A 21,417-nucleotide genomic window follows, 5' to 3' on the forward strand; every position below is an offset into this window, starting at 1 on the left:
CTAGCTTTAGGCGCGAAGCGACGGGCCGTAAAGCGCAATCAGATGCTGCGCTGGACCAACTGCAAGGCGAGCACGAGCACAACCGCACCCGCCGCGATTTCAGCGCTGGCCATCATCCGCGCGGTGCCGCGGTTGCTGACCAATTGCAGCGCACTTTCGCGGAAACCGACAGCGGCAAAGGCCACAAGCATTGTGATGCTGGCGGTGCCCAGCCCCATGACAAAGGCGCCGATGATCCCCGCCCAATCGAGCCCGAACCGCCACGTCAGGATCAGCAGGAACACCGCCCCCGTGCAGGGGCGCACGGCAATCGCCGCGATGATGGCAGCGGCATCGCGCCAAGACCGGACCTCGGCCGCCTGTTCCACGCTGGGGCCATGGGCGTGACCGCAGCTGGCGCAGACTTTGTCATGCGTGTGGACAGGCTTGCGCAGGCCGCGCAGATGACGCATGCCGCGCAGCACCAGCCACAGCCCGACCCCCGCGATCAGCGCATAGCTGACAGGTTCCAGCACGTCATCGGCCAGCCCCGTCATCTGTTCGCGGCCCCAGCCCAGCACCCAGACAGCGGTATAGACCAGCACCACCGCCGTCGCCGCCTGCGCCAGCGACGAGGCCAGCGCGAGGCCCGCCAACCGCCCCACAGGCACCCGTGCGCCAAGGCCATAGCCGCCGATCACAAGCTTGCCATGCCCCGGCCCTGCGGCATGCACAAAGCCGTAGGCGAAACACAGCCCCCACAGCGTCAAAACGGCACCCGGATTGCCCTGTTGAAGCGCGCGCAAGGCCCCCGCCATCGCGTTCTGGACCTGCAACTGCGTCGCGGCGGCAGCCCGGGCGATCTGGTCGGCCCCGCCAAAGCCCCACAGCCAGAGTGCTGCCGCCCCGATCACGGCGAGCAATCCTACAGCTGTGCGGCGCATGTCACGACCACGGTATCGGCAAAGGACCGGCCGACTTCGGGGAATTCCTCATCGGGACCCACGTCGCTGGCGGGGCGGCCGTAAAGCAGTTCCTCGACCAGCGAATAGGCGGCGTCCAGATTGGCGGGGATGATGTCGACCGTGCAATCGTCGCGGCCTTCGACGGTGACGGGTCCGGCGACCGTATAGGCCACGTAATAGGTCGGATCATAAGGCAGGATCGTCAGCGCTGCGCTGCGGTCCGCGACCTGCGCCAGCGGGCGCAGGTGGGTTTCGCGCATGATCCCGTCCTGATAGACCATCGCATGGTCGCGTTTCGGTGCGAGCGGCAGCACGGTTTCGCCCTGCACGACCTCCAGGTCGCCGTTGAAATCGGCGGGCCATGCGGCGATTTGTTCATCGAGCATCTGTTGTTCGTCCGGCGTCAATTTCAAATCGCCATCCATGTCGATCCCCAGATCGGAGGTGACGAGCATGGAGAAGTAGGCGTCATAAACCCAGTCGAGCCGCACGCCGACGCTGCCATCCGCGTCGAACACGACGGCCATTTCGACCTCCACAAAGACATGCGGATGGGCCAGTGCCGGCATGGGCAGCAAAAGCGGGATCAGTGTCAGATTGCGCAACATGCGCCTTGCTACCGCGAAGCGCTGCGTGCCGCAATCGGGCTGTGGCGCGGCTGGCCGTGATCTGCCCATCACGCGAGCCAGCCTTTGTAATGCACGATCGGCGCCCCCGTCAGCGGCGCATGGATCGCCACATCGAACCGGAACCGCCCGTCCGCCGCATATTCGCGCGCGATGCTGATCGGTAAGGCGCGGCGCGGCAGGGGGATGGGGCCGATCCGGCCAGCGGTCACGGGAAAATGCAGCGCGTCTGCCGCGACATGCAGGTTCAGATCGAATGTGAACGGCCCGAAGCGTTCAGTGATCCGGTCCCCGTTCAGCCGCAGATGGGAGCGGAACCGGCTGGTGCCGAATTGCCTGACCCACACTTCGCCATCTGGCTGGGGGGTCATAGTGACGGTAACAGGCGTTTCCGCCACCGCTTTGGGAAAGCGGAACAGCGCCGCGATCAGCCGCGCCCATGGGCTTGTGCCGCGTGTCACGCTGGCCGTGCCGCGCCATGTCACCGTGCCGTCGATCCGGTGCAACGCCTGCACCTCGCCCGGCAATGCCGCAAAATCCGCCCCCAGATAGCGCGGGAACAGCGCATCGGTCATGGCAGCAGCCGCGCGCGGAACGCAGGGTCCGGCAAGGCGCACATGTCGCCACGCCCGAACACCGCATAGCGGTTGCGCGCCACGCGCCGGTACAGCCAGTTGCGCGCAGGGCGCGGCAGGACCCGCAACAGCGCGAACACCCTGCCCCAGCCGCCGCTGCGCTGGCCCACGCGGATCAGCGCGTCGAAATCGCGCCAGACCGTGCCGTTCTCGATAAACAGCCACGTGTCGGGGTCAGCGGGGTCCAGCCCGTTGGCGCGCATCAGCGCCGCCCCCGTCGCCGACTGGATCGGCGCGATGCGGATATCGCCCTGGCGGTCAATCCGGTGGATCACCCGCGCGCCCCAGCTGCAAACAGCACATTCGGCGTCCATCACCGCTATCGGCGGGTCATTGGTCATTGCTTTGCCTCGCACACTTACCCCTCAAGCTAAAATTTCGCGACTTGCCCGCAAGGGGCGTCCTTGTCGCAGGTCAGGTGCCGGTAGACCGGAACTTGTCCATCAGATAAGGCCCTGATTTCACGGGCGGATAGGCGTCCGATCCATCCAGTGGCACAATCTGCGCATCCCAGTCAGGCTGGTGGAAAAACGCCAGCGACTGCCGCGCGGGCTGATCGGGTTTCGCAACGACCCGGTGCAGGGTGCTGACCCAAACATCCGCCGTCCAGCGCGCCATCAAATCGCCGATGTTGATCACAAACGCCCCGTCGGGTGCCGGCACATCGACCCAAGTCTCGCCGATGCGCACCTGCAGCCCCTGACTGCCGGGCTGAGGCAGCAGGATGGTGAGCGAACCGTAATCCGTATGCGCCCCCGCCCGCTGCTGTTTGTCGCGCGGCACTCCTTGCGTTGCGGGATAATGCAGCGCGCGCAGGGCAGAGATGGGGTTGGCGATGAACGGATCGAAATGATCCTCGGGCAGATGCAGGGCGGCAGCGAAGGCGCGCATGATGCGCGCGGCCAGATCCTCCATCGCGGCATAATACGTCTCCCACGCGGGGCGGAACCCCGGCAGGTCGGGCCAGAGCGTCGGCTGATAGCAAAACGCCATCGCGTCAGGTGACGCATCCGCTGGGACACGCAAAGGGCCGCCGTTGAAGCTTTCCTTCAGATCGGGCGGCGTATCCTCGCCTTTGGAGCGTGCCAGCGCCTCGGTATCGGGGCCAAGATAGCCGTAGGGATAGCCCTGATAGGGCGGGCTGACCGTTTGTTTTGTCGCAGCATCCTGCGCGAGGAACGCCTGCGCTACCGCCCAGACGGCGGCGATCACGGCAGAGTCCACACCATGCCCGTCCAGCACCAGAAAGCCCGTGTCGCGGCAGATCCGGTCAAGCTCTGCCGCCTGCGCCGCGCGGTCATCTGCCGTCGCCGCCTCGAATGCGGCCAGATCGAAGCGCGCGAAATCCATCAGCCCAGCACCGCGCGCCATGAATGTTGCGGGGCGAAACCGACCATGCGCTTGGCCTTGGCATTGCTATACATTGTTTCGTTTTCAGACAAAGTGCCACGTACCTCGACCCCTTGGTAGAAGCGGTCGATCACTTCCTGCGCGGTGATCCCGACGCTGAGGTCGTCATTGCAGACGTTGAACACCTGATAGCCCAGCCCGTCGGTTTTCAGGCAGCAATCGACCATATGCCCCAGATCGCGCGCGTCGATATAGGCAAAAATGTTGCGGCGGCGGGTCGCAGGATCGGCGATGAAGGCAGGAAAGTTCGCCGCATATTCATGTGGTTCAATGACATTATTGATCCGCAGGCCATAGATATCTGTGCCGGACCGCGCCTGAAAGCTGCGCGCCGTCGCCTCGTTGCAGACCTTGGACATGGCGTAACTGTCCTGCGGCACGGTGGGGTGCTCCTCGTCCACGGGCACATAATCGGGCTTCACCTCGCCATGGGCAAAGCAGACGCCATAGGTGGTCTCGGAGCTGGCAAAGATCACCTTGGGCACGCCCAGTTTCACCGCCGCCTCGATCACGTTGTAGGTGGATTGTGTGTTGATCCGGAAACATTCGGCATCGGTGCCGATCATCACCCGCGGCACGGCGGCGAAATGCACCACGGCATCGAAACGCGGCACGCCGTCGCCTTCGTCCAGTTCGTGGAAATCGGTGTATTGCGACATGGCCCCGATCACCTGCCCCGCATCGGTCAGGTCTACCAGCAATGCGGACACGTCCAGACCGGACGGCACAAGGTCGATGTTCACGACAATATGCCCCTGTGCCTGCAGATGCCGGATCGCGTGTTTGCCTGCCTTGCCGCTGCCGCCGGTAAAGAAAATGCGCATTGGTGATCCTTTCACATGTCTGTTTGCGGCACCCTATTTGCGCGGGCGGGAAAAGACCATCTTTTGCCCCGCCAGATCGCCTGCCTTGCCCAGCCATGCATAGGCCAGCAACGCGGGTTCGCGGTCGCCCACGGTGATCCGGTGCAGGTGGTCGGGCGGGTTGAAGATCATCGAGCCCGGCACATAGACGCCCTGATGATTCTCGGACACGGCCCCCGACAGGCAGACATAGCTTTCGGTGATCCCCTGATGGGCATGGGCAGGATAGGTGCAGCCCGGCGCGAACAGCACGACGCCAAGGATGATTTCGGTGGTGACGACAGGTCCCTGTGGACCCGCAATTTCGGCATAGGCATAGGTGCCGGTCAGACCGGGCGGGACCTTTTCATAGCCATATTGCCAGGACAGGCTGTCCGCCACGCAATCAAGGCTGCGAATGATCGACGCCATCGTCCCCGACCGCCCCTGATCCAGCGCGCGGCGCAGATGGGCGGTGACAGGCTTTTGCGCGGCCGTTTGCAGGCGCAGTTCCGCGCCCGCCTTGATCACGCGGCTGATCGCCTCGCGTGCCTGGCGCTGATGGCTGCGGATACGTGGGCTGCCACCGGCAGGGATCTGGCGGTACAGCTCATAGAACTCGGCCAGCAGATACCGCCAGTCGGGCTGCGTCTTGATCGTCTGTGACACCTCGTCCATCGGCGCTCCTGTCGGTTTTGCGGTCACGCTGCCACAGCGCCATGGCCGACACAAACGCGATCTTGGCTTTGCGCAGGCAGAAATTCGCAGTATCCTGCCGTGACAAGAGTTTTGTCAGTCAGGGCCGTGTTATGGCAATCACATTCACCGTGTTTTCGCTCGGCCAGCTGCCGATCTGGGACCCGCAAGAGGGCAACAACACCCTTGCGACCGGCGCCGTCAATGCGGCGCTGGGGACATATGGGTCCACGGGCGACCCGCTTTTCAATGAACGCGTCACCTTTGCCCCGGCTGGAAACGGTTTTGGGGGTGGCTCGCCCGATTCCTACGACCTGGACAACAATAACTCCAACGACCAGTTCAGCATCAACGGCGGACCTGTCCAGACCTTTGACGCGTCGATGATCTTCAACGCGACGATCACCTATATCGACGGGACCACCGCGAATATCACCGCCGTCGTTTTTCAGGACAGTGCCGGCAATACCTATTGGGCGCCCGAGTTCGAGGAAGACCCCGATCAGCTGGCCATCGAGGCAAAGGCGATACGGGCGCTGACGCTGATCTCGCCCATCTACACGAACGGATTCGGAACGGGTTATAACCTTGCGGCCAACCGGTTCGACAGCCAGCCGTTATGCTTTACCCCCGGCACGCTGATTGATTGCCCAGGCGGGCCGCGCGACATTGACACACTGGCCGTGGGCGATCTGGTGCTGACGCGCGATCATGGCGCGCAGCCCATCCGCTGGATCGGGCGGCGCAGCTTCGCGGCCGTGGGCCGGATGGCGCCGATCCGCATCAGGGCGGGCCTTCTGAACGCGGGGCGCGATGTAGAATTCAGCCCGCAGCACCGTATCCTGATCGCCGATGCCACGGCGGAGTTGCTGTTCGGCGAACCCGAGGTTTTCGCCGCCGCGAAATCGCTTGTGGATGGCGATGCGATCAGCATCCGCACCGGCGGCGAGGTGGAGTATATCCACCTGCTGTGCGACCGGCACGAGATCATCAGCGCCAACGGCCTTGCCGCCGAGACGCTGTTTCTGGGCGAGGTGACGACCCAGACGCTCGACCCCGACAGCATCGCGGAAATCGACACGATCTTTCCGGGTCGCCGCAACACGGTCATGCCGCTGCACCGCATGGCGCGCCCCGCGCTGCGGCATTTCGAGCCCGCACTTTGGGTGCAGGCCACGGCGTCGCGCGGTTTGGCGCGCACGGGATAATCCCGCGCGGGGCGATCGCCGATTGCCCCGCACCGGCTGTCTCTGCCATAAAGGCGCAAACCACCAAGAAAAGAGCAGCCAATGGCCGACGACCTTTTGTCCACGACAGGACCCGACGATTACAACGCCTCCAGCATCGAAGTGCTCGAAGGGCTGGAACCCGTCCGCAAACGCCCCGGCATGTATATCGGCGGCACGGATGAACGGGCGCTGCATCATCTGGTGGCCGAGGTGCTCGACAACTCCATGGACGAGGCTGTGGCAGGCCATGCCAACAGGATCGAGGTGGAATTGCACGCCGATTATTCCGTCACAATCCGCGACAACGGGCGCGGCATTCCGGTCGATCCGCATCCCAAATTCCCCGACAAATCGGCGCTGGAGGTGATCCTGTGCACCCTGCACGCAGGCGGCAAGTTTTCGGGCAAGGCCTATCAGACATCGGGCGGTCTGCACGGGGTCGGTGCGTCGGTGGTGAACGCGCTGTCGGATTCGATGATCGTGCAGGTGGCGCGCAACAAGGAACTGTTCGAACAGCGGTTTTCACGCGGCCTGCCTTTGGGGCCGATCCAGAAACTGGGGCCAACGCAGAACCGGCGCGGCACGACCGTCACATTCCACGCGGACGAACAGATTTTCGGGTCGCAGCGGTTCAAACCCTCGCGGCTTTACAAATCCATCCAGTCCAAGGCCTACCTTTTCTCGGGCGTCGAAATCCGCTGGAAATCGGAAATCAACGACGGCGAAACCCCGCTTGAGGCGACGTTCCATTTCCCCGGCGGTCTGGCCGATTATCTCAAGGAAACATTGGGCAAATCCGCGACCTATGCGGACAAGCCCTTTGCGGGCAGCGTCGATTTTGCGGACAAATTCAACGAGCCCGGCAAGGTGGAATGGGCGATCAACTGGACGCCGGTGCGCGACGGGTTCATCCAGTCCTATTGCAACACGGTCCCCACGCCTGAAGGAGGCACCCATGTCGCGGGCTTCTGGAACGCGATCCTGAAAGGGATCAAGGGCTATGGCGAGCTGGCAAACAATAAAAAAGCCGGACTGATCACGCGCGAGGACCTGATGTCGGGCGGCTGCGCGCTGGTCTCCTGCTTCATCCGCGAACCGGCCTTCGTGGGCCAGACCAAGGATAGGCTGTCGTCCGAAATCGCCGCGCGCATGACCGAAGGGGCCGTGCGCGACCACTTCGACAACTGGCTGGCGGCGGATACGAAATCGGCGGGCGCGATCCTCGATTTCCTCGTTCTGCGGGCAGAGGAACGGCTGAAACGCCGTCAGGAAAAGGAAACCGCCCGCAAATCCGCGACCAAGAAACTGCGCCTGCCCGGCAAGCTGACCGATTGCACGTCCAAGGACCGCAAGGGCACGGAACTCTTCATCGTCGAGGGGGATTCCGCGGGCGGGTCCGGCAAGGGCGCGCGCAACCGCGTCAATCAGGCGCTGTTGCCGCTGAAAGGCAAGATCCTGAACGTGCTGGGGGCGGCGTCCAACAAGCTGACCACCAATCAGGAAATCAACGATCTTTGCGAGGCTTTGGGCGTCGGCATGGGCACCAAGTTCAACGTAGATGACCTGCGTTATGAAAAGATCATCATCATGACCGACGCCGATGTGGACGGAGCGCATATCGCCAGCCTGCTGATGACGTTCTTTTTCACCCAGATGCGCCCGCTGATCGACCACGGGCATCTTTATCTGGCCTGCCCGCCGCTCTATCGGCTGACCCAAGGCGCGCGGCGCATCTATGTGGCGGATGACGCCGAAAAGGAGCGGGTGCTGGCCAAGGGTCTGGGCGGCAAAGGCAAGATCGACGTGCAACGATTTAAAGGCTTGGGCGAGATGGACGCGAAAGACCTCAAGGAAACCACGATGGACCCCGCCACCCGCAAACTGATCCGCGTGACCGTGCACGACGAGGTGCCCGGCGACACCGCCGATCTGGTCGAGCGGCTGATGGGGAAGAAACCGGAACTGCGGTTCCAGTATATCCAGGAGAACGCGCGGTTCGTGGAGGAGTTGGATGTTTGAATGAAGCTATTTAGACGGCTAGAAAATTGGCTCAATAACCCCTCAAGTCTATTCACGATTTGTCCAAACGCATACTTCGTAATATACAACTTCTCATGGGACAAATGGATTTTTATTTTTGAGAACAGAATTTCTCGTGTAGCCCTATTGTTTACGGGGATAGGCTACTTCATATTGCTAAATGATTATGTTACTAGTGAAATCGGGTTTAAAAACATCACCGATGGGAAAAACTCGGTTTTGACTATTTCAAATGATGCAAAGTTAAGGTTCCTTTACTTTGGCAGCTTACTCATTGCGCTAGGTCGCCTAATCTATCTTTGGAAGCGTCCCTCATCCATAAAATTTGGTCCCGATTTGTCTAGTTGGGTTCACTATGGCTTCACTGAGCTAACTTACTCTGATCTGCATGCAATGAATGATCAAATTGATACGAAGGGACATCGTACTTTATACGGAAAGTACTACACAGATGATTGGGAAGCTTTCGCTGAAGAGGCACGGTGGCAACAAAGCGGCAAGTCTGAAAAGCTATCTGGGCTAGAAAAAAGAAAGAATAGGCAATATGTGAATTTTCGCGCAGCAAAGGAATGCCATGAGAATTTAATTAGATCTATTTTAATTGATAGATATTTTGAATATGCGGCATCAAGAAAATTCACTTTGCTAGTTGCCATAACGCTTAGTTCATTCGGCTTCGTGTTGTTCTTTATTCCCGCTTTAGATCTTTTTCTTACTATCCTTGCTGGAACACTCTTCGCTACTAGCCAGCCGTAGGGTGCGCATCCTGCGCACCACCCCGACCGCATTGGTGCGCAAAATGCGCACCCTACCCTTGCGTCAATCCCGCCCTATCTTCCCCTCATGCGCCATCTGATCCTCGCCCTCTTCCTCGCCTCGCCCGCCTTGGCCCAGCAGATCGAGACGGACCTTGAACTGGTCCTGCTCGCCGATGCCTCGGGGTCCATCGACGCGGATGAACTGCTGTTCCAGCGGCAATCCTATGCGACCGCGATCACCGATCCGGCGGTTGTGGCGGCGATCCAGAACACGCTTTATGGTTCCATCGCAGTCACTTACGTCGAATGGGCCAGCAATCAGGCGACGGTCGTGGACTGGACCATCATCGCGGATATGGACAGCGCCACCGCCTTTGCCGACGCGCTGATCGGCCCGCCACGGCAGGCGAGCGGCAGCAATGCGATCGGGGCCGCGCTGCTTTACGGGATGGACCAGATCGAAGGGAACGACATCCGGGGCTTTCGCCGGGTGATCGATTTTTCCGGCGACACGATGGCCAATACCCTCGGCCCCGCGATCACGACGTCACGCGATCAGGTCGTTGCCGCGGGTATCACGATCAACGCCTTGCCGATCCTGCGCAACAACGATTTCCGCAGCAACAGCGGGCTGGTCAATCTCTATGAACAGAACATCATCGGCGGCCCGAACGCCTTTGTCATGCCCGCGATGGACGGCGCGGAATTCACCGATGCCGTCCGCCGCAAGCTGATCTTGGAGATTGCGGGCACCGTGCCGGACACCGCCATCGCGACAGCGCTACTGGACCAGATCCCGTAGGCCACCTTAGCGCAGCACCAGATTGCCCAGCGCCGCACGGATCACGCTGTCGGTGTCGTCGCTGTCGCCTGACACAGCCAGCCCCACCAGCGCCCCCGGCGCACCACCGAAGGCGCGCGCATAATCCGCCGCTAGGTCCACGTTTTCAGTGAAAGACCCCGTGCCCGCCTGCCGCAAGGCGATGGTCACCCCCTGCCCCGACGGTCCATAGGGTGAGGGGATCACCTGCCCCGCCGCATGGTTGCCGCCCCAGGCATATTGCATGATCCGCACGTCGCTGTTGCCCAGCAGGCTGCGGATATTCGCGCCTTCGAGGCCAGGGGCGAGCTCTTCCGGCACGAACACGAAATAGAGCGAGATGTTGCGGTCATCCCCGCCCTTGCGGGCAAGGTCTGTCGCAGGCACCGATTGTTCCACCGTCCAGGACCAGGACGCGCCGCGCGTGCCCCATTCGGCACGCGGCACGCGGGTCCAGGCGATGGACACCGACCCATCGGACACCAACCCCATGTTCTGGCCAAAGTTGTAATCGTTCGAACTGAACAGCGACAGCCGCTGTTCCTGCCAGCCCGTGGCGAAACTGACGGGGCCCGCCAGCGCGGGGATGGTCGATGCCAGAAAAAGGGCGAAAGTAAGCGCGAAACGCATGTCTGATCCTCGGGTTGTTGCACAAAGCCTAAGGCAGACACGTCACCGGCGCACCAATCAGTGCAGCCGGTCACGACAATGTCAGCACGATGTCATCGTTGCAGCGTTTCGAGGTAATCGGTCAGCATCAGAAGCTTCCACGGCACCGGCGTGCCCAGCCCGTCGTTTTCCACGATCACCGTATCGCCCATGTCGCCCGCGCCGAATTCGGGCATCGCGCCCGATAGGTGCTGGCCGCGTTCATAGCCGTCGATCGTGCTCATGACCGCGTCGCGCGGGAAGGTGCCGCCGTTGCGCGCGGAAATCTGTGTGAGGTCGGGTGCCACGACGCCCAATTCTCGGGCCATCGGCCCGTTGCCGGTCGCATCGGCTCCGTGACAGGCGGCGCAATTGTCCAGATAGGCGGTGCGCCCATCGACGGGCTGTTCGTCGACACAGGCGGCAAGCACCAATACCGCGCCAAGCATGAATTTCTGCATCTTCTGCCTCCTTGTTTTTTGTGAGACTAGCAAAGTCGCAGACAGCAAGCCATGATCCAGATCATATACAGGCAAAGAACACCACAAAGGGCCACCCCATGTTCCAATATGCGCTGATCATGCTGGTGGCCGGCATCGGCATTCCGGTGCTGGCGGCCATGAACGCGGCCTTGGGCCGTCAGATCGGATCACCGGCGATGGCCGCGACGGTCCTGTTCATCGTTGCCTTCAGTGTGGCCCTCATCGCAGCCTTGCTGACCCAGCCGCAGGCGGCAGGCAAGCTTGCCGCGGCGCCCAAATATCTGTTTCTGGCAGGCACGCTGGTCGCGTTCTACATCCTGTCGATCACATGGATCGCGCCGGTCATCGGGGTCGGCAATGCCGTGTTCTTCGTCTTGCTGGGGCAATTGATCTCGGCGGCCGCCATCGACCATTTCGGGCTGTTTTCCGCACAGGTCACGCCGTTGACGGGCACCCGTGCGGCTGGCATCGCCCTGATGGCGGCAGGCGTGTTGCTGACACAAAAGGTCTAAAGCGGGACGAGAACGCCCGCGGTCAGCCGCACCTGCCGGTCCATGCGCGCGGCAAGCTCAAGGTTGTGCGTGGCGATCACCGCCGCAAGGCCAGTGTCCCGCACCAGCCCGATCAGCGTTTCGAACACGCGGTTGGATGTGTCGGGGTCAAGGTTGCCGGTCGGTTCATCCGCCAGCAACAGGGCCGGTTCATTCGCGAGCGCACGGCAGAAGGCAACGCGCTGCTGTTCGCCGCCCGACAGGGCCGCTGGCCGGTGCGCCGCGCGATCCGCGATCCCCACGCGGTCAAGCAGGGCCATCGCGCGGGTGTGGGCTGCCTTTTCGCTGACACCGTTGGCAAGCTGCGGCAGCACGATGTTTTCCAGCGCCGAAAACTCGGGCAGCAGATGGTGGAACTGATAGATGAACCCGACCTGGCTCCGGCGCACGCCCGTGCGTTTACGATCCGACAGGCGCGTCATGTCGGTGCCCGCGATGCTGACCGTGCCGGTGTCGGGGGTATCGAGCAGCCCCGCGATATGCAGCAAGGTCGATTTGCCCGCCCCTGATGGCGCGACAAGGGCCACGATTTCCCCCGCCCCGACCGTCAGGTCGACGCCTTGCAGCACGCGCACCTCGTTGGGTTTGCCTGCGTTATAGGTCTTGCGCAGGTCGTGCAGCGACAAAACATCATTCATAGCGCAGCGCCTCGACCGGGTTCATCCGCGCGGCGCGGCGGGCGGGAAAGATCGTGATGATCCACGACAGGCCCAGCGACAGCGACACGGCTTTGAGCACATCCGACAGATGCAATTCGGCGGGCACGTTGTAGATGCCGCGGATCGACGGGTCCCAGACGCCGCCGCCCGCGACATAGTTCACAAGGCTGAAAATCTGGTCGATATAGATTGCAAAAAGACACCCGAGGATGACACCCAGCGCCGTCCCAATGGTCCCGATTCCCGCCCCGCAGATGAAGAAAATCCGCAGGATCGACCCTTCGGTCAGGCCCATGGTGCGCAGGATGCCCACATCGCGGCCTTTGTTTTTCACCAGCATGATCAGCCCGCTGATGATGTTCATGGACGCGACCAGCACAAGGATCGACAGGATGATGAACATCACATTGTCCTCGATCGTCAGTGCGCGCAGGAAACGGCCCACGCGGTCCTGCCAGCTATAGGCCCAGATATTGGGGCCAGCGGCATTGGCGATGTCCTGTTTCAGCGCCTCGGACTGGTTGATGTCGTCCAGCCGCACATCGAGTTCATCCGCCACACCGTCGCGGTTGAAGATCGTCTGCGCCACCTCGAAGGGCAGATAGGCGCGCACCTCGTCGATCTGATAGCGCCCGGTGGAGAAGATATAGACCACCTCATAGGCGTTGCGCCGCGTCGATTGCCCCATGGGCGTGGCAGCCCCCGACCGTGTCGTGATCTCGATCCGGTCGCCAAGGCCAAGGCCAAGGTTCGCCGCCAAGGCAGAGCCAAGCGCGATTCCGTTCGGCAGATCGTCGATATTGCCGATGGTGCGTTCGCTGTCGACGATGGCCTCGGACGCCTTGAGATCATCCAGCTGGATGCCATAGATATCGGCTAAAGCGATCTGCCCAAAGGCCCCCGCCATTGCCTGCCCGCGCACCAGTGGGGCGACACTGGCGACACCCGGCACTTCCATGATCCGGTCGGACATGGCGGCGTAATCCTCGATCACCTCGCGCGGGCGCACGACGGTGACATGGGCATTGGCGCCAACGATCGTGTCGATGAATTCGGCGCGAAAGCCTGACCGGACGGCGAGCGTGGCGATCAGGGCGAACACGGCCAGCGTGACGCCGATCAGGCTGATCCATGTCATGACGCTGACGCCGCCTTCGGCGCGCTTGGCGCGGATATAGCGCCAGGCGATCATCCATTCGAATTTGGCAAAGGGGCGCGTTGTGTTCATGGCGGTCTTCTAGCGGGCAGGGCCGCGCATGGCCAGCGCCATCAGCGCTTGACCCCCGACAGGCGGGGAATATGCGATGGCGTTTCCGCCACCAGACGCGGTTTGGCGATGGGCGGCTCGCCTTTGATCGCGGGCGGTTTACGTTTGAAGGGCTGCGCGCGGGGCTTTTTGGTGGCCTTGAACGGAACGGCAACAAGGGCGGCCAGCAAGGCCAGCAGCGCCCAGCCTGCTCCGAATCCCGCGCCTGCGGCCACAGCGCCCGCCGCCGACAGCGGCATCGCAGGCTGGAAATCGGCCCAGACCGCGCGGGCGATGTCTGTATCGGCCACACGCTGCGGCATCGTCAGCCGCGCGACGGGGGATGCATTGCGCAAGGCGTCCAGATCGTCGGACAGTTGCGCGTGCCGCAGGATCGTGCGCCGCCACATCGCCGCCTGCCCGTCCATCGGCGGGGTCTGCGCCATTTGCAGCAACATTTCCTCGCGGCCGAAACCAGCCTCAAGCGCGGTTGCGTCGAAATCGACAAGTTGCGCTGTCAACGCATCCACATGCCCGCCCAGCCGTTGCAGGTATTGCTGCGAGAATTCAGGGAATTGCGACAGGCCAGCGGCCCCCGCCAGCCCACCGGCAAGGCCGATCACACGCAGGATCATGGTGTCGTGGTCCGATAAGTCATGGCCTGCCTCTTGCCCATTTTGCGCAGATCATAGCAAATCAGGCCGCTGCCGCGCATCATATCTGCGCGATCAGCGGGCTTTTGCGCGTCACGCGATCCCTTGATAGATTTTCGCGATCCGCGCCACGGCATCCGCAGGCGGCAATTCCTCACTTTCGCCCGTCCGGCGGCTGGTCAGTTCGACCACGCCGTTCTTGAGCCCGCGCGGCCCGACCGTGATCCGCCATGGCAGGCCGATCATGTCCATCGTGCCGAATTTCGCACCCGCCCGTTCGTCGCGGTCGTCGTAAAGCGGCTCCAGCCCCAGCGCGGTCAGGCTGTCATAGATCGCCTCACAAGCCGCATCAGCCTCTGCATCGCCTTGCTTGAGGTTGACGATCCCGCAATGGAAAGGCGTCACACCTTCGGGCCAGATGATGCCCTTGTCGTCGTGGCTCGCCTCGATGATGGCGCCCAGCAGACGCGACACGCCGATCCCGTGGCTGCCCATATGGACGGGGACCTTGCCACCCTTGCCGTCATCGACAAGCGCGCCCATGGCGTCGGAATATTTGGTGCCGAAATAGAAGATCTGCCCGACCTCGATGCCGCGCGCGGTGCGGCGGCGTTCCTCGGGGATCTGGTTGAACAGCGCTTCGTCATGGGTTTCATCGGTGCGGGCATAGCGGCTGGTAAATTCTTCCAGCACAGCAGCACAGGCGGCGTGGTCGTCAAAATCAATCGCACGGTCACCGAATTTCAGATCGGTGATCTCGCCGTCATAAAACACCTCTGATTCGCCGGTTTCGGCCAGAACAAGGAATTCGTGGGTGTCATCGCCGCCGATCGGGCCTGAATCCGCACGCATCGGGATCGCCTGCAGGCCCATGCGTTCATAGGTGCGCAGATAGCTGACCAGATGGCGGTTGTAGGCATGCAGCGCGTCCTCTTTCGTCAGATCGAAGTTATAGCCGTCCTTCATCAGGAATTCGCGGCCGCGCATCACCCCGAAACGAGGGCGCATCTCGTCCCGGAACTTCCATTGGATGTGATAGAGCGTCAGCGGCAAGTCCTTGTAGCTGGTGACGTAGGACCGGAAAATATCCGTGATCATTTCCTCGTTCGTGGGGCCGTACAGCATGTCGCGGTCCTGCCGGTCGCGGATGCGCAGCATTTCGGGGCCATAGGCGTCATAGCGTCCGCTTTCACGCCACAGATCGGCCGATTGCAGCGTCGGCATCAGCATCGGGATATGGCCTGCGCGCTGCTGCTCCTGATGCACGATCTCTTCGATCTTGCGCAGCACCTTGAAGCCGAGCGGCAGCCAAGAATAGATGCCCGCGCTGGCCTGCTTGATCATACCCGCCTGCAACATATAGCGGTGCGACACGATCTGCGCCTCGCGCGGGGTTTCTTTCAGGACGGGCAGGAAATAGCGGCTCAGACGCATGGCAGGGACCTTTATGGACGGCGAAATTGGCTTTGACGTGTAGTCCGCCAACCCAGCCCCCGCAAGCATTGTGATCAAGGCGGTCCGAAAATGCGCACGACCCTTGCAAGCAAGGCCCAATTGCCGCATCACAGCCAAAACCAAAGCGGAGTGACCGATGGCCCTGCCTGTCAAGGACCAGTTAAGATATTGGGGGATCGCGGCGGCCGTCTTCCTCGTCCTGCTATGGGCGCTGGGGGATGTGATCCTGCCCTTCGTGCTGGGCGGTGCCATCGCCTATCTGCTGGACCCTGTCGCGGACAGGTTGCAGCGCGCGGGGCTCAGCCGCGTGGTGTCGGTCAGCATCATCACGCTGGTTGCGGTTCTGGTGTTCATCCTGCTGATCCTGCTGGTGATCCCGACGCTGGTGAAACAGACGATCGCGCTGATCGAAACCGCCCCTGCCCTGTTCGAGCGTTTGCAGGCCGGGCTGACCGCGCGTTTCCCCGAATTGATCGAACCCGAAAGCACGATCCGCCAGCAATTGCAGGCCATCGGCGAGACGATCCAGTCGCGCGGGGGGGAATTGATCAACGGGTTGCTGAGCTCGGCGATGGGGTTGCTCAATATCCTCGTGCTGCTCGTCATCGTTCCGGTCGTGGCGTTCTACCTGCTGCTGGATTGGGACAACATGATCGCCAAGATCGACAGCCTGTTGCCGCGCGATCATGTGGCGACCGTCCGGCATCTGGGCCGCGAGATCGACCGCACGCTTGCGTCCTTTATTCGGGGGCAAGGCACGGTCTGCCTCATCCTTGGCACCTATTATGCCGCAGGGCTGATGCTGGCGGGGCTGAATTTCGGGCTGATCGTGGGCTTCATCGCCGGGCTGATCACCTTTATCCCCTATGTCGGCGCCCTTGTGGGCGGATTTCTGGCGCTCGGTCTGGCGCTGTTTCAGTTCTGGGGCTCGGTCGAGATCGCCGATGGCGACACCGTCACCTATGCAACGAATTGGCTGCGGATCGGGATCGTCGGCGCTGTATTTGCGCTGGGGCAGTTTCTGGAAGGGAATGTGCTCACGCCGAAACTGGTCGGCACGTCCGTCGGGCTGCATCCGGTCTGGCTGATCTTTGCGCTCTCGGTGTTCGGGTCGCTGTTCGGCTTTGTCGGGATGCTGGTTGCCGTGCCGGTTGCGGCCGTGATCGGCGTGCTGACCCGCTATGCGATGGGGCGCTATCGCAGCAGTTCGCTGTACCAAGGACAATCCAAAGACCCATGACCGCCCGGCAACTCAGTTTCGACTGGCCCAACGGAGTGGCGCTGGGGCCGGATGACTTTTTCGTCTCGACCGCCAATGCGACGGCCTTTGGAATGGTCACGGACCCTGACCGCTGGCCTTTGCGCAAACTGGTGATCGCGGGGCCTGCGGGCTGCGGCAAAAGCCATCTTGCTCGGATTTTCGCAGGCGCGCAGCCCACGCAGATCATCGCAGCCGCCGATCTGACCGCCGATTTTCTGCCAGAGGCGGCGGCACTGGTCATCGAGGATATGGACAGCCTGCCGCAAGCCGCCCAAGAGGCGATGTTCCACCTGCACAACCACCTGCAACACAGCGGCGGGCTGTTGCTGATGACCGCGCGCCAGACGCCGGGGCATTGGCCTGTGACCCTGCCCGACCTTGCCAGCCGAATGCAGGGCAGCGCCGTCGTGCAGGTCGCAGACCCCGATGACGCGCTGTTGCAAGCGGTGATGATGAAACTTTTCGCCGACCGCCAGTTGCTGCCGCCGCCCGACCTTGCGGCCTATCTGGCCCCCCGGATCGAACGGTCCTTTGCCGCCGCCGCCGCCATCGTGGCCGCGCTTGACAGCGCCGCTTTGGCAAGCGGTCACAAGATCAGCCAAAGGCTGGCCGCACGGCTGCTGGACAAGCCCGACTAGGCGCTGCATCATCGTCACAAAACCGCAACCTTCGCGGGACAAAAGGCTGCATGCTCAACGCAAATTTCCTTACCGGCGACTTTCCGGCTGCCACCTCTCTTGATGCGGATCTCGCAAGCTGCGCACGTTTCGTGAACCGCGAACTCAGCTGGGTCGGGTTCAACTGGCGCGTGCTGGAAGAGGCCGAGAACCCCCGCGTCCCGCTGCTGGAACGGCTCCGGTTCCTGTCGATTTCCGCGACCAATCTGGACGAATTCTATACCGTTCGCGTGGCAGGCCTGCGCGAATTGTCGATTGCGGGCAATGTCACGCCCGCGCTGGACGGGCTGACGCCTGCCGAACAGCTGGTCGAGATCGACCGCGAGGCGCGCGCCCTGATGACGCGCCAACAGGTCGTGTTCAGCGCGTTGGAAGCGGAATTGAAGGACAACGGCATCGCCATCCTTTCGCGCAAGGACGTGACCGAGGATGACCGCGAATTTCTGGACAATTATTTCCTCGATCAGGTGTTTCCGGTCCTGTCGCCGCTCGCGATCGACCCTGCGCATCCGTTCCCGTTCCTGCCCAACGAAGGTTTCGCACTGGCGCTGCAACTGGAACGCAGCGCCGACAAGCGCAGCCTGCGCGCGCTGCTGCCGATCCCCGCGCAGATCGCGCGGTTCATTTCGGTGCCCAGTGCGACGGGGCACAGGTTCCTGCCGCTGGAAGAACTGCTTTTGTTGCATATCCCGCGCCTGTTTCCGGGCTATCACGTCAAAGGCAATTGCGGGTTTAAGGTGCTGCGCGACAGTGATCTGGAACTCGAAGAAGAGGCCGAAGACCTCGTGCGCGAGTTTGAAACCGCCCTCAAACGCCGTCGCCGGGGCGAGGTTGTCCGGCTCAAGATTTCGGCCAATGCCCCGCCCGCGCTGCAATCGCTGATCATGTCCGAACTGCATGTGTCCAGCGATGCCGTGGTCGAGGTGGACGGGCTGATCGGTATCTCCGACCTTGGCGAACTGGTGCTGGACAGCCGGCCCGATCTGCTCTGGCCCACATTCACGCCGCGCGTGCCGGAACGGGTGCAGGACCACGACGGCGACATGTTCGCCGCGATCCGGAAAAAGGACATGCTGCTGCACCACCCTTATGAAACCTTCGACATGGTGGTACGGTTTCTCAATCAGGCGGCGCATGATCCCGATGTGGTCGCGATCAAACAGACGCTTTATCGCACGTCGCAAAAATCGCCCATCGTCACAGCGCTTTGCGAGGCGGCAGAGAACGGCAAATCCGTCACCGCACTTGTCGAACTCAAGGCCCGCTTTGACGAGGCCGCCAATATCCGCCAGTCGCGCAGGTTGGAACGGGCGGGCGCGCATGTGGTTTACGGCTTTGTCAACTACAAGACCCATGCCAAGATCAGCACGGTGGTGCGCCGCGAAGGCGACAGGCTGGTGACCTATACCCATTTCGGCACCGGCAATTACCATCCCATCACGGCACGCATTTATACCGACCTGAGCTTTTTCACCTGCGATCAGGATCTGGGGCGCGATGCGACCAAGGTGTTCAACTACCTGTCCGGCTATGCCCAGCCCGAGGGGCTGAAGAACCTGTCGATCTCGCCCATATCACTGAAACAGACCTTGCTGGACCGCATCGAGACCGAGGCGGACAACGCCCGTGCGGGCAAACCCGCAATGATCTGGGCCAAGATGAATTCGCTCGTTGAACCCGATGTGATCGACGCGCTTTATGCGGCCTCTGGCGCGGGGGTGAAAATCAGCCTTGTGATCCGTGGCATCTGCGGGCTGCGCCCCGGTGTGAAGGGCCTGTCCGACAATATCCGCGTCAAATCCATCGTGGGGCGGTTTCTGGAGCATTCGCGCATCGTCTGTTTCGGCAATGGCGCGGCACTGCCGTCGAAAAAGGCCAAGGTCTATATCAGCTCTGCCGATTGGATGGGGCGCAACCTGAACCGGCGGGTCGAGACGCTGGTCGATATCCAGAACCCGACCGTCAAGGCGCAGATCGTCAGCCAGATCATGGCCGCCAACATGGCTGACGTCGCGCAAAGCTGGGTGATGGCGCCAGACGGGCATTTCACCCGCGCCACGGTGCCCGAGGGCGAATTCGCGTTCAATTGCCACCGCTTTTTCATGGAGAACCCCTCGCTTTCGGGGCGCGGGTCAGCGGGGGCGTCGGATGTTCCGCAATTGACCCACACGGACGATTGACCGATACCTGTCAGGCGTCACACACGGGGACAGAATGACACAACAATCCGAGCCTGACAGCATCGATTGGGGCCCTTTCGGCCGACCCTTGTTCGAAGACCCGGCCGCACAGGCGCTGGCGCGGGTCGGTGTGGTCGATGTGGGATCAAACTCTGTCCGGCTGGTGGTGTTCGACGGAGCGGCGCGGTCGCCCGCCTATTTTTACAACGAAAAGATCATGTGCGCCTTGGGTGCGGGCATGTCGCAGACCGGGCATCTGAACCCCGAAGGACGCAAAAGGGCCGTGTCAGCGATCCGCCGGTTCGCTGCATTGGCCAAGGGCATGGGCATCCCCCCGCTGACCGCCGTGGCCACCGCCGCCGTGCGCGAGGCAACCGACGGGCAGGATTTCCGCGACGAGGTGCTGCGCGAAACCGGCATCAAGCTGTGGGTCATCGACGGCAAGGAAGAGGCGCGGCTGTCCGCGCAAGGTGTGCTGCTGGGCTGGCCAGGCAGCTATGGCCTTGTCTGCGACATCGGCGGGTCGTCGATGGAACTGGCCGATTTGGCCGACGGGCGCGTGGGCCAGCGGGTGACGTCAGCGCTGGGTCCGCTGAAACTGCGCGAAATTCCGGGCGGCAAAAAGGCGATCAAGGCCTATGTCCGCGCCACGATGCAGGACCTGCACAGGGAAATGAACCATGAAACGGGGATGCGCCTGTTTCTGGTCGGCGGGTCGTGGCGCGCGATCGCGCGGATCGACATGGAACGGCGCGGCTATCCTTTGACGGTGCTGCACGAATACCGGATGTCATCGCGCCAGATCAGCATGACCGCCGAATATATCCGCAAATCCGACCTGAACGACCTGCGCAATCGCTGCAATATCTCTGACAGCCGGATGTCGTTGGTCCCGCTTGCGTCCATCGTGCTGAAGGAATTGATGCGCACCTTCAAGCCCAAGGATGTCGCGGTCTCGTCTTATGGGATCCGCGAAGGGATGCTGTACGAACAGATGCCGCGCGCGCTGCGCGAACGCGACCCGTTGATCGAAAGCTGCCGTTTCGCCGAGGCCAAGGACGCCCGCCTGCCCGGCTTCGGGCGCATCCTGTATGATTTCGTCAAGCCGCTGTTTCCCCGCGCCAACTGGCAGCGCAAGCGGATCATCAAGGCCGCCTGCTTGCTGCATGACGTGAGTTGGCGCGCGCATCCCGATTACCGCGCCGAAGTGACCTTCGACAACGCAACCCGCGCCAACCTCGGTGGGCTGAAACATTATGAACGTGTGCTGCTGGGGCTTGCGCTGATGAACCGCTATTCCAGCAAGACCGCGAGCAGCCGGTTCGACCCTCTTTTCGCGATGCTGACGCCTGACCAGATCAAGGAAGCCGAGATATTGGGCAAGGCCATGCGCCTTGGCGCGATGCTCTGGCTGACGGCCGATGAACAGCCCGGCACGCTGAAATGGAACCGCAAGGCCGGTGAGCTGACACTGCGGCTGACCGAACACGCCCGCCCGCTTTATGGCGAGGTCGCCGAAATCAGGTTCAACGCGCTTGCGGCGGCCCTGAATGCGACAGCAACGGTCAAGTTCAGCGGCTGACCCTGACGCGCCCATGGTCGTTC

The 21,417-nt window shown here is 62.2% G+C and carries 22 protein-coding genes; 9 read left to right on the forward strand and 13 right to left on the reverse strand.

All coding sequences use genetic code 11. The features are described from left to right. Nucleotides 1-38: 38 nt before the first annotated feature. The 7 genes from H147_RS0110350 to H147_RS0110380 form a co-directional block, all read right to left on the reverse strand. Nucleotides 39-923 carry a nickel/cobalt transporter gene (locus H147_RS0110350; protein WP_019955296.1) on the reverse strand — a complete coding sequence of 295 codons (885 nt, stop codon included), beginning with the start codon at nucleotides 921-923 and terminating at the stop codon, nucleotides 39-41. Then, nucleotides 905-1,552: a DUF1007 family protein gene (locus H147_RS0110355; RefSeq protein ID WP_019955297.1), complete on the reverse strand. Its 648-nt coding sequence runs from the start codon at nucleotides 1,550-1,552 to the stop codon at nucleotides 905-907. Before H147_RS0110355 ends, H147_RS0110350 begins: the two co-directional genes overlap by 19 nt. A 68-nt stretch (nucleotides 1,553-1,620) precedes the next feature. Further along, nucleotides 1,621-2,145, reverse strand: coding sequence for a DUF4166 domain-containing protein (locus H147_RS0110360; protein WP_019955298.1), 525 nt, complete (start codon nucleotides 2,143-2,145; stop codon nucleotides 1,621-1,623). Further along, a complete protein-coding gene (locus H147_RS0110365; RefSeq protein WP_019955299.1) occupies nucleotides 2,142-2,546 on the reverse strand; it encodes a thiol-disulfide oxidoreductase DCC family protein in 405 nt (134 codons plus the stop codon). The genes H147_RS0110360 and H147_RS0110365 overlap by 4 nt, the downstream gene beginning before the upstream one ends. Nucleotides 2,547-2,619: 73 nt before the next feature. After that, the gene (locus H147_RS0110370) at nucleotides 2,620-3,576 is read right to left on the reverse strand and encodes an isopenicillin N synthase family dioxygenase (protein ID WP_019955300.1); all 957 of its coding nucleotides are present in this window, start codon (nucleotides 3,574-3,576) and stop codon (nucleotides 2,620-2,622) included. Beyond that, nucleotides 3,555-4,439 (reverse strand): NAD-dependent epimerase/dehydratase family protein, encoded by an 885-nt coding sequence (locus tag H147_RS0110375; RefSeq protein ID WP_019955301.1) that lies wholly within the window; start codon nucleotides 4,437-4,439, stop codon nucleotides 3,555-3,557. Before H147_RS0110375 ends, H147_RS0110370 begins: the two co-directional genes overlap by 22 nt. Nucleotides 4,440-4,472: 33 nt before the next feature. Next, a complete protein-coding gene (locus H147_RS0110380) occupies nucleotides 4,473-5,135 on the reverse strand; it encodes a dimethylsulfonioproprionate lyase family protein (protein ID WP_019955302.1) in 663 nt (220 codons plus the stop codon). Nucleotides 5,136-5,266: 131 nt separating this feature from the next. Between H147_RS0110380 and H147_RS0110385 the strand changes: the two genes are divergently transcribed. From H147_RS0110385 to H147_RS0110395, 4 genes are all read left to right on the forward strand, one after another. Next, the gene (locus H147_RS0110385; RefSeq protein ID WP_162561657.1) at nucleotides 5,267-6,361 is read left to right on the forward strand and encodes a Hint domain-containing protein; all 1,095 of its coding nucleotides are present in this window, start codon (nucleotides 5,267-5,269) and stop codon (nucleotides 6,359-6,361) included. Nucleotides 6,362-6,442: 81 nt separating this feature from the next. Next, complete coding sequence (gene parE, locus H147_RS0110390) at nucleotides 6,443-8,401, forward strand: DNA topoisomerase IV subunit B (RefSeq protein ID WP_019955304.1); 1,959 nt, start codon at nucleotides 6,443-6,445, stop codon at nucleotides 8,399-8,401. A 174-nt stretch (nucleotides 8,402-8,575) separates the two neighbouring features. Then, on the forward strand, nucleotides 8,576-9,178 hold the full coding sequence (locus tag H147_RS21005; RefSeq protein ID WP_162561658.1) for a hypothetical protein: 603 nt from the start codon (nucleotides 8,576-8,578) through the stop codon (nucleotides 9,176-9,178). An 87-nt stretch (nucleotides 9,179-9,265) separates the two neighbouring features. Next, entirely contained in the window at nucleotides 9,266-9,982 is a 717-nt protein-coding gene (locus H147_RS0110395; protein ID WP_019955305.1) for a DUF1194 domain-containing protein, read from the forward strand. A gap of 6 nt (nucleotides 9,983-9,988) precedes the next feature. Here H147_RS0110395 and H147_RS0110400 read toward each other — a convergent pair whose 3' ends face one another. Next, nucleotides 9,989-10,630, reverse strand: coding sequence for a DUF3047 domain-containing protein (locus H147_RS0110400; protein WP_019955306.1), 642 nt, complete (start codon nucleotides 10,628-10,630; stop codon nucleotides 9,989-9,991). 92 nt (nucleotides 10,631-10,722) lie between these two features. After that, nucleotides 10,723-11,109 carry a c-type cytochrome gene (locus tag H147_RS0110405; RefSeq protein ID WP_019955307.1) on the reverse strand — a complete coding sequence of 129 codons (387 nt, stop codon included), beginning with the start codon at nucleotides 11,107-11,109 and terminating at the stop codon, nucleotides 10,723-10,725. 98 nt (nucleotides 11,110-11,207) lie between these two features. Between H147_RS0110405 and H147_RS0110410 the strand changes: the two genes are divergently transcribed. After that, nucleotides 11,208-11,642: a DMT family transporter gene (locus H147_RS0110410; protein ID WP_019955308.1), complete on the forward strand. Its 435-nt coding sequence runs from the start codon at nucleotides 11,208-11,210 to the stop codon at nucleotides 11,640-11,642. Here H147_RS0110410 and H147_RS0110415 read toward each other — a convergent pair. The 4 genes from H147_RS0110415 to proS all read right to left on the reverse strand — a co-directional run bounded on the left by H147_RS0110415 (nucleotide 11,639) and on the right by proS (nucleotide 15,673). After that, nucleotides 11,639-12,319: an ABC transporter ATP-binding protein gene (locus H147_RS0110415; RefSeq protein ID WP_019955309.1), complete on the reverse strand. Its 681-nt coding sequence runs from the start codon at nucleotides 12,317-12,319 to the stop codon at nucleotides 11,639-11,641. The genes H147_RS0110410 and H147_RS0110415 overlap by 4 nt on opposite strands. Beyond that, a complete protein-coding gene (locus tag H147_RS0110420; protein WP_019955310.1) occupies nucleotides 12,312-13,568 on the reverse strand; it encodes an ABC transporter permease in 1,257 nt (418 codons plus the stop codon). The genes H147_RS0110415 and H147_RS0110420 overlap by 8 nt, the downstream gene beginning before the upstream one ends. Nucleotides 13,569-13,609: 41 nt before the next feature. Next, nucleotides 13,610-14,221 (reverse strand): DUF2937 family protein, encoded by a 612-nt coding sequence (locus H147_RS0110425; RefSeq protein WP_019955311.1) that lies wholly within the window; start codon nucleotides 14,219-14,221, stop codon nucleotides 13,610-13,612. Between the two features lie 111 nt (nucleotides 14,222-14,332). Next, the gene (gene proS, locus H147_RS0110435) at nucleotides 14,333-15,673 is read right to left on the reverse strand and encodes a proline--tRNA ligase (protein WP_019955312.1); all 1,341 of its coding nucleotides are present in this window, start codon (nucleotides 15,671-15,673) and stop codon (nucleotides 14,333-14,335) included. Between the two features lie 157 nt (nucleotides 15,674-15,830). Between proS and H147_RS0110440 the strand changes: the two genes are divergently transcribed. From H147_RS0110440 to H147_RS0110455, 4 genes are read left to right on the forward strand one after another with little or no spacing between them, the layout of a single operon-like run. Beyond that, a complete protein-coding gene (locus H147_RS0110440) occupies nucleotides 15,831-16,934 on the forward strand; it encodes an AI-2E family transporter (protein ID WP_019955313.1) in 1,104 nt (367 codons plus the stop codon). Then, a complete protein-coding gene (locus H147_RS0110445) occupies nucleotides 16,931-17,593 on the forward strand; it encodes a P-loop NTPase family protein (protein WP_019955314.1) in 663 nt (220 codons plus the stop codon). Before H147_RS0110440 ends, H147_RS0110445 begins: the two co-directional genes overlap by 4 nt. A gap of 50 nt (nucleotides 17,594-17,643) precedes the next feature. Beyond that, nucleotides 17,644-19,812 (forward strand): RNA degradosome polyphosphate kinase, encoded by a 2,169-nt coding sequence (locus H147_RS0110450; RefSeq protein ID WP_019955315.1) that lies wholly within the window; start codon nucleotides 17,644-17,646, stop codon nucleotides 19,810-19,812. 34 nt (nucleotides 19,813-19,846) lie between these two features. Continuing rightward, nucleotides 19,847-21,394 (forward strand): Ppx/GppA family phosphatase, encoded by a 1,548-nt coding sequence (locus H147_RS0110455; RefSeq protein ID WP_019955316.1) that lies wholly within the window; start codon nucleotides 19,847-19,849, stop codon nucleotides 21,392-21,394. The last annotated feature ends 23 nt before the right edge of the window (nucleotides 21,395-21,417 follow it).

This window comes from Yoonia vestfoldensis DSM 16212 (genome assembly GCF_000382265.1).
Taxonomy (GTDB): Bacteria; Pseudomonadota; Alphaproteobacteria; order Rhodobacterales; family Rhodobacteraceae; genus Yoonia; species Yoonia vestfoldensis.